This window comes from Paenibacillus sp. UNC451MF (genome assembly GCF_000686845.1).
In the GTDB taxonomy this organism is placed as follows: Bacteria; Bacillota; Bacilli; order Paenibacillales; family NBRC-103111; genus Paenibacillus_S.
This window is the reverse complement of record NZ_JMLS01000008.1, coordinates 236,008-249,913: the sequence shown is the minus strand read 5'-3', so window position 1 is coordinate 249,913 and position 13,906 is coordinate 236,008. Positions and strand designations below refer to the sequence as shown.

Annotated in this window: 11 protein-coding genes and 3 tRNA genes; 3 read left to right on the top strand and 11 right to left on the bottom strand. The window is 43.1% G+C overall.

Annotated elements, in window-relative coordinates:
* Positions 1-331: 331 nt before the first annotated feature.
* Together BP97_RS36035 and BP97_RS0112200 are read right to left on the bottom strand one after the other, a co-directional pair.
* Positions 332-1,495 carry an acyltransferase gene (locus BP97_RS36035; RefSeq protein ID WP_051620527.1) on the bottom strand — a complete coding sequence of 388 codons (1,164 nt, stop codon included), beginning with the start codon at positions 1,493-1,495 and terminating at the stop codon, positions 332-334.
* 78 nt (positions 1,496-1,573) lie between these two features.
* Positions 1,574-1,963 carry a VOC family protein gene (locus tag BP97_RS0112200; RefSeq protein WP_028549354.1) on the bottom strand — a complete coding sequence of 130 codons (390 nt, stop codon included), beginning with the start codon at positions 1,961-1,963 and terminating at the stop codon, positions 1,574-1,576.
* A gap of 153 nt (positions 1,964-2,116) precedes the next feature.
* Between BP97_RS0112200 and BP97_RS0112195 the strand changes: the two genes are divergently transcribed.
* Both BP97_RS0112195 and BP97_RS36030 read left to right on the top strand, forming a co-directional pair.
* Entirely contained in the window at positions 2,117-2,815 is a 699-nt protein-coding gene (locus BP97_RS0112195; protein WP_028549353.1) for a pirin family protein, read from the top strand.
* Between the two features lie 29 nt (positions 2,816-2,844).
* Positions 2,845-3,180: a hypothetical protein gene (locus BP97_RS36030; protein WP_051620526.1), complete on the top strand. Its 336-nt coding sequence runs from the start codon at positions 2,845-2,847 to the stop codon at positions 3,178-3,180.
* A gap of 151 nt (positions 3,181-3,331) precedes the next feature.
* Here the strand turns inward: BP97_RS36030 and BP97_RS0112185 are convergent.
* The 4 genes from BP97_RS0112185 to BP97_RS40670 all read right to left on the bottom strand — a co-directional run bounded on the left by BP97_RS0112185 (position 3,332) and on the right by BP97_RS40670 (position 3,858).
* Positions 3,332-3,414, bottom strand: a tRNA-Leu gene (locus tag BP97_RS0112185).
* Between the two features lie 32 nt (positions 3,415-3,446).
* Positions 3,447-3,523 (bottom strand) — tRNA-Ile (locus BP97_RS0112180).
* An 11-nt stretch (positions 3,524-3,534) separates the two neighbouring features.
* Positions 3,535-3,611 (bottom strand) — tRNA-Met (locus BP97_RS0112175).
* 82 nt (positions 3,612-3,693) lie between these two features.
* Complete coding sequence (locus BP97_RS40670) at positions 3,694-3,858, bottom strand: hypothetical protein (RefSeq protein WP_179135985.1); 165 nt, start codon at positions 3,856-3,858, stop codon at positions 3,694-3,696.
* 274 nt (positions 3,859-4,132) lie between these two features.
* Between BP97_RS40670 and BP97_RS0112165 the strand changes: the two genes are divergently transcribed.
* Positions 4,133-4,639 carry a 2'-5' RNA ligase family protein gene (locus BP97_RS0112165; protein ID WP_036745754.1) on the top strand — a complete coding sequence of 169 codons (507 nt, stop codon included), beginning with the start codon at positions 4,133-4,135 and terminating at the stop codon, positions 4,637-4,639.
* A gap of 98 nt (positions 4,640-4,737) precedes the next feature.
* On the opposite strand, the gene BP97_RS0112160 is transcribed toward BP97_RS0112165, so the two are convergent.
* The 5 genes from BP97_RS0112160 to BP97_RS0112140 form a co-directional block, all read right to left on the bottom strand.
* Positions 4,738-6,462: a hypothetical protein gene (locus tag BP97_RS0112160; protein ID WP_051620535.1), complete on the bottom strand. Its 1,725-nt coding sequence runs from the start codon at positions 6,460-6,462 to the stop codon at positions 4,738-4,740.
* A 31-nt stretch (positions 6,463-6,493) separates the two neighbouring features.
* Positions 6,494-7,747, bottom strand: a complete 1,254-nt coding sequence (locus BP97_RS0112155) for an efflux RND transporter periplasmic adaptor subunit (protein ID WP_028549350.1) — start codon at positions 7,745-7,747, stop codon at positions 6,494-6,496.
* Positions 7,748-7,775: 28 nt separating this feature from the next.
* Entirely contained in the window at positions 7,776-10,883 is a 3,108-nt protein-coding gene (locus BP97_RS0112150; protein WP_028549349.1) for an efflux RND transporter permease subunit, read from the bottom strand.
* A gap of 102 nt (positions 10,884-10,985) precedes the next feature.
* Complete coding sequence (locus BP97_RS0112145; protein WP_028549348.1) at positions 10,986-11,510, bottom strand: GbsR/MarR family transcriptional regulator; 525 nt, start codon at positions 11,508-11,510, stop codon at positions 10,986-10,988.
* A gap of 238 nt (positions 11,511-11,748) precedes the next feature.
* The gene (locus BP97_RS0112140) at positions 11,749-13,899 is read right to left on the bottom strand and encodes a hypothetical protein (RefSeq protein ID WP_028549347.1); all 2,151 of its coding nucleotides are present in this window, start codon (positions 13,897-13,899) and stop codon (positions 11,749-11,751) included.
* Positions 13,900-13,906 lie beyond the last annotated feature (7 nt).

Sequence of the window (13,906 nt, the reverse complement as noted above, 5' to 3'; positions counted from 1 at the left end):
CCAGTACCCTGTTAACTGCAAAAACTCTGGGCGCGCGACGGTCGAAGCAATAAGCTCGAAACATTACGTTATCAACTGAATGAATCATAACACGACGTTGCGTCAACTTATTATGACGATCCGGGTAAATCATGTTCACTCGCCGACCGGTGTATCGTTGTAGCTCCTTCAAAATCATCCACCCCACCCCTTCAATAGAACATATGTTCTAATTATAATCAAAATGCACCTCTTCTATTCAATGGTAAATGTTGTGAAGTTTATTTCCAGATAAGAAAAAAAGCCGTGCTCCCCTAACGAGATCACGACCTCAACAAATGTTGTTCCAATTCTATAGTGATTTTGCTTGATTAACCGGCTTGCGCGGTGCAGGAGCCCCGACGGTCCATCTACCGACATTGAACTTGCTTAACACTACGGCAGTCAGAACCGATAGCAAAGTACAAATTACAAAGGCCGCAACGGTCCGCACGGAAATGTTCCCTCCAGGTAGCAATCGGTCTGTCAAATCAGTTCCGACCGTTAACATAAGGGCATGCGCTAAGTACGCCCCATACGAATGCTTACCCAAGTAACTGAAAATCTGACAAAGCCATGTGCTCGTTCCTTCATGCAGCACCACCGCTGCTATGCTCATAGCAATAACAGATAACAGCAGGAACAGCGCCATAAACGGCTGGAGCAAGAGTGTATAATTGTACTGAATAACGTAACCGGAGCTAGTTTGGAAGCTTCTCATGATCTTGTAGAAAAGAACAACACAACAAATAAGATACAAGCTGATCCATAGCCATTTCGTTGTCATCATCCATTGCTTCCATAGTTGAAAATTCAAACCGACTGCGGCACCCATAATAAAATAAATAAAGAAATAAAGTGCATTACGATCCGCATACTCGGTGAAAAGTGGTGTGATGACCGGGATATGCAACCCTTCAAAGAAAGATCCAATATTCCCAACTTCCGCCGTCAAGTAAATGTAAAATAGACAAAGAAGAACAAAACCCGTTCTCAGCATCCAAGGCTTAGAGCGATTCCAAACCCACAACACGCCCCTCTGAACGACTGGAAACAACAAGTACAATTGAATACTCATAACGACATACCAAAGATGATATGAGGCCTTTCCTGTAAACCAATCAAGCAAGATTCGCTTACACTCTATCCAAATCTTGGTTCCCGTCTCTTCGAAAAAGATTGCATAAACGGTAGACCATATAATATATGGCAATATGATATCTTTGAACCTTTTGCGTACGAACGGCACGAACGGAACCTTGTCTCTATAATTGTAGAATAAGACTAGCCCGGTAATAAAAATAAACATGGGTACCGCAAATTTAGCTGCAATTAGCAGTAATGCAAGCACCGCGCCATTCTCCAATCCCGTTTCGGGTAAATAAGCATAATGGCCAATGGAATGCTGCAGTACAACTGCTAAAAAGGCAAATCCTCGTAAATATTGAATCTCTTCGATTCTTGCTTGCTTAGCCAAGGTCTTTCACTCCTCTTAGTTGCTTGCGGTTTGTGAAAAACCAGCTGTTCTAGTATAACATATCAAGGTTAATAGGTTTTATCGTGTTGATTGGAAAAATTCTATCCATTCACCATCCGGCCCATGAAAGAAGAAATAACGGGACCCGTTAGGGAGAGTCGTAATTTCCGTATCAATAAGCTTAACGTCCAACGTTTGAATACGAGCGAATTCTTCTTCTACATCGTCTGTAGTGAACGCAATATGATGAACCTTGCCTTCTAACGGTAAGCTGTCATTATATCCCTCAATCAGCTCCAGCTCAGTCTCTCCAGCTTGATCAAAGCCCAAAAAAGCAAGTCGCATAACGCCGTTGGAATGTATAAGAGTATCTTTTAGAGTCAAACCTACGATTTCTTGGTAAAAAGCAATAGAGCGTTCCAAATTGGATACCATAATACCAACATGTTCTAATTTTGTTCTTGCCATATCGTATTCCTCCTTTATGTATTACTGCTGGAAATTCAAAAGCAATCATGGTACATATTATCGAAAATAGAACAGGAATACAATCATTGAAAATCTCTGCACCTTTCTATATACTAAAGATAAGGAACTATATTTTGTAAAGGAGTGATCCGTTTGATTCACATTTATCCCGCAGCGTCCCGTTACTCATCAGATCATGGTTGGCTTCAGAGCAACTTCAGCTTCTCATTCGGAGATTACTACGACCCTGAAAACACTGAATTCGGACCGTTATGCGTATTTAACGACGATGTAGTTGCAGGCCACCGCGGCTTTGGTGCTCATCCTCATCGTGAGATGGAAATCGTATCCATCGTATTGAGAGGTCAATTACAGCACGAAGATAGTACTGGTCATAAGGCCGTTACCGGGTTCGGGGGCATTCAACGGATGACCGCAGGAACAGGCATTATTCATTCAGAGGTCAATCCAGGGGATGAGGATGTAGAACTGCTGCAAATATGGTTCACACCAAACGAACGTCAATTGCAGCCTTCTTATGAAACAACAAGCTACGACCCCGTTCAAATGAAAAACCGGTTGCTCCCTATCGTCTCTGACGCATCAGGACCGAACATCGCTCACATTCATCAAAATTTGACAATGTATCTATCCGATTTGGATGCTGGACAATCCATTTCTTTCCTGCAAGAATCGGGCCGTAGAATCTATGTGTTTGTTATTGAGGGATCGCTTTCTATAAACGGATCTTATCACCTGAATCGTCGCGACGCGGCTAGAATTACCGATCTAACCGATTTAGAGGTACGTACGGAGCAAGGCGCAACACTACTGCTAATTGATTTACCTTGATAAACCTGTTATTGGGAGGGGTATACGCAATGACTGAAATGCCAAAGACTCATTTTTATATCAAACATGCCGTTGGAAGCCGAATGTTGTTTGATGTAAGCGGGAGAAGGAAGGTATTTTCATTAGAAGAAAAGGAAGGCGGTTGGGTGTTTACCGTTAACGAGGTTGAGCCTGAAACAGTCGCGTTGCTGGAAGCGAACATTTGGAATCTTAATCTGTTTTATTTCATCGAAAAGCCTGGTCAGCCGCTACAAAAGTATTGGTTCTACGATAAAGACAAGCCTCAAATTCAATATGATCCAGTGAGTCTCCTATGGACCATAAGACTTGACTCAAGAATGGAATACAATAACGAGAAAGTATGATCGATTTGTATAGGGACATGCGGGGCTTCTAGTGAAGCCTCTTTTTTTCATAGTGGTACATCCCCATCCGCGAAAATTAAAAATCTCGTATGATTCACGCTTAAGCATGAAACATACGAGATTCGTTATGTACGCTAATGAATGATTGTAGTGCCGAAGACCGGACTCGAACCGGTACGGGGTCGCCCCCGCAGGATTTTAAGTCCTGTGCGTCTGCCATTCCGCCACTCCGGCAAACAAGTTAAACCACGATCAAAATGCTATGGTGGTGGGCCCTGAGGGACTCGAACCCCCGACCAATCGGTTATGAGCCGACCGCTCTAACCAACTGAGCTAAGGGCCCACGTGAAATTTTGGTTGCGGGGGCAGGATTTGAACCTGCGGCCTTCGGGTTATGAGCCCGACGAGCTACCGGGCTGCTCCACCCCGCGTTAGTTGGTTAGTTGTCTTAGCGACGAACTCAATAATACAACACAGATAGAAGAGTTGTCAAGAAAAATATAACAAAAAATTTTATACTATATATCTGACTCCAAAACGTCCCTTTTTGGAGCGATAAACCTCTACTTCCTGAGGACATTCGTACCCGTAAATCCACCAGTCCTCTTCCATCCGTTTGGCAAGACAACCCGCTTGAAATTTGCTTTCGTATAATTTAGCCCAATACACCCAGTTCATTTTACTCACTCCGATTACGTCAAAGTCCAATTGTATATGAAGATATTCCAGCTTCCTTTATGTAGCATATCCAAAAAGATGCAACCTTATTTGATTATTGGTTTTTTCCTGATTCAAGAGTCGTGAAAATTGTTTTCTACTTGGTAATATGGCGGAACAGAGATATAATAAGAGTATATAGCAAACGCTTTCAATATTTGCTCTGCTAAAGCAAAACACAGCCTATGCTTTCGAAGTAAGTTTTGCTAAAGCAAAACTCTAAGGAGGGATTTTAATGTATGGCATAGCCGTCTTTCCATCCAAAGAAGTGCAAGAGTTTGCGAATCAATTCCGACGAAGATATGACCCCCATTATCTGTTTATAGAGCCCCATCTAACCATTCATAGCAGCCATCAATGGAACGAATCAGAGGTCCAATCGGTTACGACACATCTTCAACATGTTTTATCTTCCTTAAAACGATTTCCGCTGCATTTCAACCGATTCTCCTCATTTTATCCGGTTAATAATGTGGTTTATATGGCACTTTCCGATCCAGCCCCCATCCAGAAGCTGTATCATGCTATTCATAACGAGTGGCTTACTCCTCCAATTTCGCAATATATATTCACACCCCATGTGACTGTAGCCCAGGGGCTTGGGGATGATGAGCTGCACGATGTGCTATCCAGCCTAAGAAGCAGCCGTTTAGATCTCCGCTGCACTATCAATCAAGTTGAGCTGCTACAACAAAAGGAAGATGGAGTTTGGCATAAGAACCGTTCATTTCAGCTCCAATAAATGCTTCATTGACCCTACAAATTAATTATATTCCGTGCAACAAAAAAGAAGCCGACCCTGAGTTGGCTTCTTTTTGATTACAATAAATAAGTGCATGATTATTGCTTGAATACTCCCAGCAGACGCTTGGAATCTCCAGCCTGAGTTGTAAATAATTCATAAACACGAATCGTCAGCGGACGCTCCAATTGCTCTGTTGTAGATTCGAATATAATATTATTTTCTCCAGTAACAAGGCGCCCAGCTCCGATAAATTTACCGGTAGTGGTACCGATTAAGCGACCAACAGAGTCATAAAGCTCGAATTGCAGCTTGGAAAAGCTTGGGTCTACCTGTACCTGCTCGTCTCGAGTCAGCTCCAGATCAAATCTGGCTTTATAGGAATAAGTCAAAGAATTGCCAAGACGATTGAAAATTGGCGATATCGTCCAGTAGGTTACTTTTGCCCCGAAAGGATATACCTTGAATTCGTTCTCCGGCTCATCCGGCTGAAGTACTACGCTGTAAGCAGCAATCGTTGTTTTATAAGGAGCTGCTTTTTGAGTATCCAACATTTTTAAGGCAAGACCCTTACCTTGCTCAGACGTCGGAAGCGTATAGGAGTAGGAAACAACTAAGCTAGAGTTTGGCAAAACACTTTTTGTTGTGATGTTTTGGCGATTACCGCTGTAAGTAAAGCCGTCAGCACTCACCAGATCCGTCTGGAATACAGGAACAGCGATAGGCATGTCACTGTTGTTGCTCAGTCTGAACTTGGCCGTAACGTTCTTGGAGCCTTCCTCTTCATTAGTATCCATATGGAACTCTACCATAGATACTTGCATATTCGGATGAATCAGATCACTCAAGCTATCAAATTTCATGGCAGAACCCATTTGATAAACCGGATAAACCGTTCCTGTACTTGAAGCCGGAAGCAATATATTCAACCGTCCTACATTATAATTGACTAATGTCGGTTGAGCCCCGCTTGCGGACTGCGCAAACTTCTCTGGCGTCAGCAAATTAATGCTCGAGAGTACGGTATCATTGTCCGTAGAGATTGCAAAGTGAATATACTTTTGCTCTTTCGCTTCCAATACAATCTCATCTTGCTCGATTTTCTTGCCGGCATACACTTGAGTTTCGGATTTGCCATCCAACGTAAAGTCAGGCAGTGTTTCTCTACCCTCTGATGGATTCGTAACTAACAGCTGTACGACTTGAACGGTACCAGTGTCCGTCATTTCCTTCTCAATATGGATCGGAGTGTATTCCAATGGGGAAATGATGGAGGTGATTTTGAATGTTTCCCCCCACTTCTTGACTGCCTGCGGATCTGTAATCGCCATGTCGCTGCCTTTCCATGATTGGCCGCTGATCGGTACCGCTACGACTAACGTTTCCGTTTTCGGGTATACATAGTAATCGACATCCGTCCAGTTCACTTCCGATAACATAACGTTATCTGTGCGGTCTATGACAGCCATGTAGCTCAATTCCGTATTGGTTCTTGGCTGGATAGCCTTTGGATTGGAGGCGCTTGGTTGAAGCGTGTATTCCGTCCCATCGCTTGTCTTAACACGGAGCTCATATTCCGGAACCCTTGTAATAGCTCCACTGCTGTTTTTCATACGAACAACAACACCAATTCGAGTTCCTTCTAAGACATGCTCGTTCAATACACTTTTCATTTCAACGCTTAGCGAATCGGTTAGGGTGTAAGAAGCAGCCGCAGCTGCTTGCGTAGTAGTTTCAGTCGGTTCCTCAGCAAAAACGGCATAGCTTGTTGTCATGAGTGAGGTAGTAATGACGACGGATGTTACTGTCTTTTTCCAGTTCATTTTCACTTGGTTTCTCCTCCAGTTCGTGGGATTATTTCGCGAGTTGTACTTTTTCTTTGTCTTTTAACTGATTCTGTCCGGAGATTACTAATTGCTCCCCTTCTTTAACACCTGAAAGCACTTCTTGCTCCGCTTCATTCAGACGGCCCAGTTGAATTTTACGTTTTTCTACCGAATCACCTGCTAATACGAATACGAAGGTATCCCCGCCCTCCCGCACAACACTCAAGGTTGGTACGGTAACAACGACTTGATCTTTTTCATCGGAAAGCAATATTTGAGCCTTCATTCCCGGCTTAAGCTTACGGTCCGCATTCGGCACTTCAAGCTCCAGGGAATAAGATTTGGTCTGTGCACTCATCACATCAGCAAGATAGCTGACTTTAGCGGCTTGTTTATCGGTTGAACCAGGCACGTAGAAAGTGAGCTCTTGCTTACCTCGGATCATCTTCGCCGCATCTTCAGTGAGTTCCGCTTTTATCTTGATCGGATCCAGCTGTTGGATTTGTGCGGCCTTGAAGCCCGCTTGTAATGTCATACCTGTCTCAATCGGAAGATCCGTGAGCACCCCGCTTACGGTAGCTTTCACTTCCATATTGGACAAAGTACGATCTGCCTCCCGAATCGAAAGCTCGGAGGATTGAAGAGACTGCTCCAATTGAGACAGCGAGTTTGTCGTGTCTAATGTTTTCAGCTTCGCTTTTGAGCTTTCCAAATCAAGCTTAAGGTTGCTCAGCTGGCTTTCCATTTGCTCAAGCTGAAATTTAGTCACCAGTCCCATATCGTAGTCATTACGCATCTTGCTATAGTTTTTTTCCGTATCCTTGATGGATGTTTCCAGCTTCGTAATCCCGTTCTGAAGGTCTTGTTTGGAATTCACCAAGTCTTCCTTGGATTTACTCATCTGTTGTTGACTTCCGGTTAAAGAGATTTGAGCTCTTTCTTTTTGCAGCTGTACATCGGTCGGATCGATTCGGAAAATGACATCTCCTTTTTCCACCGTATCTCCACGTTTCTTCAATATTTCCTGAATATCTCCGCCCACTTTGTTAATGACATCGACTTGAATGGATGAAGCTACATCAGCAACTTGTTCCAGCGGGTCACCGATTTTTTTCTTTTCGATTTTGGCTGTTCTAACCGTCTTAATCTGCACTTCCGCGGCATTGGCCTCAGGTTGAGCCGCAGGCTTGGAAGTACAACCGGCTATAAGCGCCGAGCTGATTACAACAGCACCCATAACTTTGGTGCTCTGTTTTATAGATTTAGCAAATGTCGGATTCATGGCTCATTCTCCTTTTCCGTAGTCCCTATTAATTTGCCGCGGAAGTAGCGTTCGCTTCAACCGAGGTTTTCTTTTTATTAAACATCCGTCCAAACCATTTCTTGATATTATCGATCATGATATATACCACTGGAACGACGATCAAGGTAAGCAAAGTGGATGTGGTCAAACCGCCGATAACTACAACGGCAAGGCCCTTAGAAATTAATGTTCCTTTAGACAATCCCAATCCTAGTGGCAGCAATGCAATAATAGTTGCTCCCGCTGTCATAATAATAGGACGCAGACGTGTCATTCCCGCCTCAATCAAAGCTTCCTTCACTTCATGACCTTCTTCTCGAAGCTGCTGTACCCTGTCGACCAACACGATAGCATTGGTTACAACGACACCAATAAGCATAAGAAATCCGATAAGAGAAGTTATGTTAACCGATTCATGGGTAATTAAAAGTCCTAACAACCCACCGATTGCAGCAAGAGGTAAAGAGAATAAAATAGCGAACGGAGCGCTTCCGTTTCCAAATGCAAGGACCATGACCAAATAAACGATAAATATGGATGCTCCCATAGCGACAAACATTTGTGAGAAACTCTCTTGAATGTCGTCAGTAACCCCTTTAACCTCGGTTCTAACTCCCGAAGGAAGCTCTACTGTTTTCAGTGCATCAGATACTTGCTTGCTGATCCCCGCCTTATCAACGTTGTCAATTTTAGCTGTTACTTTGACGTACTGCTCCTGCATTTCCCGAGTAATAGCTACAGGTGCATCTATTTGACGAACTTTTGCCACTTCATTTAAGTCGATTGTTAACCCTGTAGGAGTTTTGATTTGAAATCTTCCGATTTTGTCAACAGAGTTCTTGAAATTCGTGTCCAGCATAATCTTCGTTTTAAACGTGGTGTTATCAAATTTCAAATCACCGATTTTTTCTTCGGCCAGCCAGCTGCGAACCGAATCATTAATTTGAGCGGAAGACAGTCCGTAAATACGCGCTTTATTTTGATCCACATTAATCTCTACTTCGGTTTTCGATTCGCTCAAGGAATCTTTAATATCAATGAGAGTAGGGAACTCTTTCAGTTTGTCTTTGACCAAATCAGCACCTTTAGAGAGCATGAGCAAATCATCGCCTTTAAGCACATACGAGAAATCCGCTCCACCTGAAGGTGGCCCGCCGGAGCTTAGAAGCTGAACCTCTGCTTCAGAGCCTTTTGGCAGCATATAGAGAATATTTGCCTTCAAATCTTTTACAAGCTGCTTGGCATCCGTCGCTGCGGAGGCTTCAGCAAACATGGAACTGCGGTAAGCGATGCGATCCTCACCTTGATCATAACCGATTAATGCATCAAAATAGACAAATGTCGGTTCACCTACCGGGTCCTTCGAAGCTTTCATCATCGCTTCGATTTCCTTCACTTTCATATCCATACTTTCAATGGTGGTTTCACGGGGCATCTTGATCGTAATCTGCATCAGCTTATCGGTAGAGCTTTCTGGCATAAACGATACAGCCAAGAACGGAACAGTACCACCAATCGTTACAATTAGCAGCAGAATGGCCATAAACACCGTCTTTTTACGATTGTTGAGTGACCATAACAACGTTTTTTTGTATCCAGATGAAAATTTCCCAAGATGCTCTTCATCATGGTTTTTAAATTGTTTACTTCTCAGAACTAGCAGCTTAGCAAGCATTGGTATAACCGTTAACGCTACAATTAATGAAGACATAAGGGCTACAACCAGCGTAATGGCAAACGGACGGAAAATTTCTCCAAGTACTCCTCCAACAAAAGCAATAGGACCAAACACACCCACGGTCGTAATCGTTGAAGAGGTAATAGCTGAAGCTACTTGAGCGGTTGCCAGCTTGATTACAGATTCGTTACGTTCTTGAGCTTTCTGCAGCTGACTATAAATATTTTCAATAACAACGATACTATCGTCCACGACACGACCGACTGCGATGGCCATACCGCCTAATGTCATAATATTGAGTGAAATTCCAAGCGGAGCCATGACAAGCAGTGTGACCAATATCGATAATGGAATGGATACGAGCACGATTACTGTCATTCTTACGTTTCTCAAAAAGAGCAGGATCATAATGGATGCCAGAATAGCTCCTAGCCCGCCTTCGCGCACCATGCCGTTAACCGACTCTTTGATATCCGTAGCGCTATTGTAGATAGTGTAGAACGTAATGTTAGGGAATTCCTTTTTCCACTGCTCCATCAGCTTATCCGCATCGGCAGCAAATTCAACAGCGTTGGCATTCTTTGTTTTGTATAAGTTAATCCCAATAGCCGGTTGTTCATTCAGCCGTGATATGAAGGTAGATTCAGTGATTGCTTCGACTTTTGCAATTTGCTTTAAAAGCAACGTATCGCCATTAGGTGTTGTAATCTTCATATTTTCCAGATTGTAAATGGAATTCAGATCGCTCTTAACCCGAACCATCTGCGTGTTGCCGTTGAAATCGACAGAACCGGCAGGACTCGTGAGCAAAGCGGCTTTGATGCTAGAGGAAACTCCAGATGGGGTCAAACCGTAGTTGTTGATGGCATTGATGTCCATTTTCATTGTAAGCACAGACTCTTGATTGCCGATGGAATCAACGTGATCAATGCCTTTCAAGGAGTTGAAGCCTGGGAGAATAACATCTTTATACGCTTTATCAAGCTCTTCTTGGTTCATTCCGTTAGATGCATATGCGGACAAATAATATACGGGTTGTGATGCAAAACCAAATGTTTGCACCTTCGGCTTCTCTGAGCCCTGTGGAAGCTTGACGTTGGCGATGAGGCTCTCTACGTCCTTCTTTACGTCATCCGGCTTTTTGTCCTGCTCCAGTTCAATGACAATAGATGAAAAATTATCACTTGAGGTGGAAGTCAAGTTCTTCAGACCTTCCAATCCTGCTACCGCCTTCTCCAACGGCTTCGTTACATCCTCAAGCACGTCCTTAGGGGGAGCTGTGTATTGAGTGTTCACTAATACGACCGGGAATGATATATCCGGCATGCTCTCAACCTTTAATGTGCTGGCAGCGTATATACCTCCACCGAACAGCAGTAGGATGATAATGATGACGGCCGTAATGTTTTTCATTGAAAACTGAGTTAATTTATTCATCTCTCTACTCCTCCATTACTTTAGCTGACCCTTTAGACGAGGCGTTTTGCTTTACCCCTTCATTTTTTTCTCAAATTTAGGTCTTTTTTCTTTTAATCGACCTTATTCTATTTGAGGAAATAATTGTTCTCTTCTTAATCTCCATTCCTCCTCCAAGCCATCCAATCGATTCAGGAACATGTCGTACATCGCCTGCATCTCGATAAATCTTCTTTTGCAAGCATCATGAGAAGAGCGCTCTTCGTCCTCAATTCCTTCAAGCTGGTCAAATATATGTAATGTATGTTCAATCTGTTGCTGTATTCTCTTCATCTTCTGTATGTTGGCTTGCAGAGATGTCATGCTGATATCGTCGGAGATGAAGTAGTAATCTTTGCGGTCATTGCTTGTAGGAATCTTATGACACATCATGTGCTTCTCGAGCGTGCGTACCTGTACACTTATGGCCGCTTTGGTCACGCCAAGCTCATCGGCCATCTCCTGTAAACTAACAGGTTTGGGCGCGCTCAGCAGGAAAGCAAATATTTTACCAACCAATGGGCTAAACCCTTCAGCCTCGAACGAGAGCGACATATGGTTGCTAATGTTTTGCTTTAAGGTTGCATAAGACCGATGCGGTAATTTCATTTGGGTTTCCTCACTGTCAGTTATTATCGTTAAGAATGTTGTTAACGATAATAACATAATTCCTTTTGTAAAATGTGTCAATACTACCAATACAAAATTAACCATATATTCATAAATTGGACATGTTCTCAGCAATGCTACTTATTCTCAGAAATTGCTGCTCCTGATTGGTGGGACAAGAAAAACCGCCTTGCTATGCTTAGATGCACGGTCAATGGCGGTTTCATCCTTATCAATATTAGTCTGTAGTGGAAAACCAATCGATTTTTTGAGAAGCAAGCAGTTTCTTCTGCCCTTGGTACGAGTCATATACATTAAGTGTATAGGTTTTTAATGTTTCGAGATGGAATATGAGATCCTGATCCAGCTCTTCGATAACGAACTTATCCCGTTTACCGAGACGGATCTTGGTATCCTTGTTCGTTTCTGTATTCGTTGAAGAATCTACTGCATCAAAATCCTTGAAATCAAATTCACGAGTAAACGATTTGTTGCCATTCTCATCTTCAAGACCGATGACCAACTTGCGACCTTCCGTATTGGTCTCCATCAAAAGATTTTTAGTTAATTCGTAATTAAAGGTAACTTTAAGCTTCTCTCGGTCAAGCCATGTATTGATTTTGTTAATTGATAATGTATAAGGCAGCAGATCAATATTCATCAAGTCATTCTTGACCTCAAAGCTTTCCAAAGGAAGCCAGAAACCTACAGCGTTCACGTAAGAATCCGGAGTATCCTTACTTGTTGAAAACTTATTATCCGTTACAGCCTCCCCAATCATCACATTCATATTGGAAGTCGGGAACCCTTTGGGAAGTGTGCTGGACAAAATAAGCAGGGCCTTTCCTCCCGGTGTAATCTTGTTCTTGATTTCAGACACGGTAGCCGGGTAAACGGCTCCATCGGCCGTTTTAAACTGGGCCACAAGCTTCGTGATATCGGTGTAACGCTTCTCCAGGTTAACAGTTTCCATTTGCACGGTAAATATATCCGCCGTATCGCCTGAATAGGTTTTTACATTACGCACCTGATAGCTTGCATTTCTGCCGATATTCACATTTTTATACATCTCACCAACATTGTAGTACTGCATGTTCATTAATTCAGAACGGTGTGCGAACTCGAGCAGATCTTCCGTCTCTTTTTCTCCGGTCTTCTCTTGAAGAACAAGCTTGACCGTTGAGAACTGATACGTATACGGCATTTTGCCTACAAACTGGAAGGTACTGGTGCCACCAACCGGAAGTCCTATCACTTTATCCGTCTGAATCAGTTTCGCTTCTACTTTCACTTTATCATCCAAGAGGAAATGACCCGTTAAATCCGGAATCGGTAAAGAATTTTCGCCTTTGTTCAAGAGTGTAATGTTCGCTGAAAGAATATCCTGGTCTTCCAAAGGAAGACGCTGAAGCGAATTTAGCTTCGTCGTATACGTTCCTTCTTTATTCGTAAATTTGTATTCTACCCCGGTATCCACACTGTCAGGCTCGGATACCTGTGGCAGCTCGTAATAAGCTATTGGCAAATTAAGCTTCAAATCCGCAGCATTTTGAATGATGACAAGCTGCCAGCCTTCTGTACTTACGCCTACAGGGATCGAACCTGTCAGTTCGACCTCCTTGTTGACTTGCGGATTGATTGCTAGATCCTTCAGATTCTTAGCGTCGAGCGGGTACATATACCCTTCTTTAGTCCGAATCAGAAACTGGTAAGTCGGGACGACTGCGGTACGATTTCCGACGTTCTCCATATTCAATACAACCGTAGGAGTAACATTCTTCTCATTCTTCGTCATAAATATTTTTTTAATAGAAGTCTTGACCTCAGTGCCCGCCATATTAATAATATGTGAGTCATTCATCGGAGTAACTACGGAATAGGTATCCGGTACGGCAATTTCCCCTATGCTCCGCTCAAAATTCGGCTGGCTGAAATCCCATTTAATGAATTCAAAGATAAGGTCTGTCAGCTCCGTAGTCTCATTAACCGAAGCATAGAAGCTGATATCCTGAACCGATTTCGGCGTGATCCGATTTTTATCTTTATCCTGTGGCAGAATACGAACGGAAATTTGATTTCCTGATTTGGTTTTCAGATGAGGCCAATAATCGATAAATAGCAAATCATTGCTGCCTTCGTTATGTACGCTTACCGTAAAAGTAACCGTCTTACTTCCCTTTTCCGGCAGTATTGTTACATTCTTCAATTCAAAATAACTGTCGCCCGTTACTTTGACTTGTCCGAGAGCCGGGGCGGAGCCGGTGGACAGTACATTGGACGAGCTTGCCGGAGGTGTACTGCTGTCGTCGGCGAATGCCGGGACAGCCGTGCACCAGGTTAAGGCAGCGCTAAGTAGCAGGATGTGAGTAGTCTTCTTATTTAATTTCATGATGTCT

What these genes read in the sequence shown, in the direction of transcription:
- BP97_RS0112200 (WP_028549354.1), bottom strand. Translation starts at nt 1,963, where the DNA reads ATGGCAAGAACAAAATTAGAACATGTTGGTATTATGGTATCCAATTTG.
- BP97_RS36030 (WP_051620526.1), top strand. Translation starts at nt 2,845, where the DNA reads ATGACTGAAATGCCAAAGACTCATTTTTATATCAAACATGCCGTTGGA.
- BP97_RS40670 (WP_179135985.1), bottom strand. Translation starts at nt 3,858, where the DNA reads ATGAACTGGGTGTATTGGGCTAAATTATACGAAAGCAAATTTCAAGCG.
- BP97_RS0112165 (WP_036745754.1), top strand. Translation starts at nt 4,133, where the DNA reads ATGTATGGCATAGCCGTCTTTCCATCCAAAGAAGTGCAAGAGTTTGCG.
- BP97_RS0112160 (WP_051620535.1), bottom strand. Translation starts at nt 6,462, where the DNA reads ATGAACTGGAAAAAGACAGTAACATCCGTCGTCATTACTACCTCACTC.
- BP97_RS0112155 (WP_028549350.1), bottom strand. Translation starts at nt 7,747, where the DNA reads ATGAATCCGACATTTGCTAAATCTATAAAACAGAGCACCAAAGTTATG.
- BP97_RS0112150 (WP_028549349.1), bottom strand. Translation starts at nt 10,883, where the DNA reads ATGAATAAATTAACTCAGTTTTCAATGAAAAACATTACGGCCGTCATC.
- BP97_RS0112145 (WP_028549348.1), bottom strand. Translation starts at nt 11,510, where the DNA reads ATGAAATTACCGCATCGGTCTTATGCAACCTTAAAGCAAAACATTAGC.
- BP97_RS0112140 (WP_028549347.1), bottom strand. Translation starts at nt 13,899, where the DNA reads ATGAAATTAAATAAGAAGACTACTCACATCCTGCTACTTAGCGCTGCC.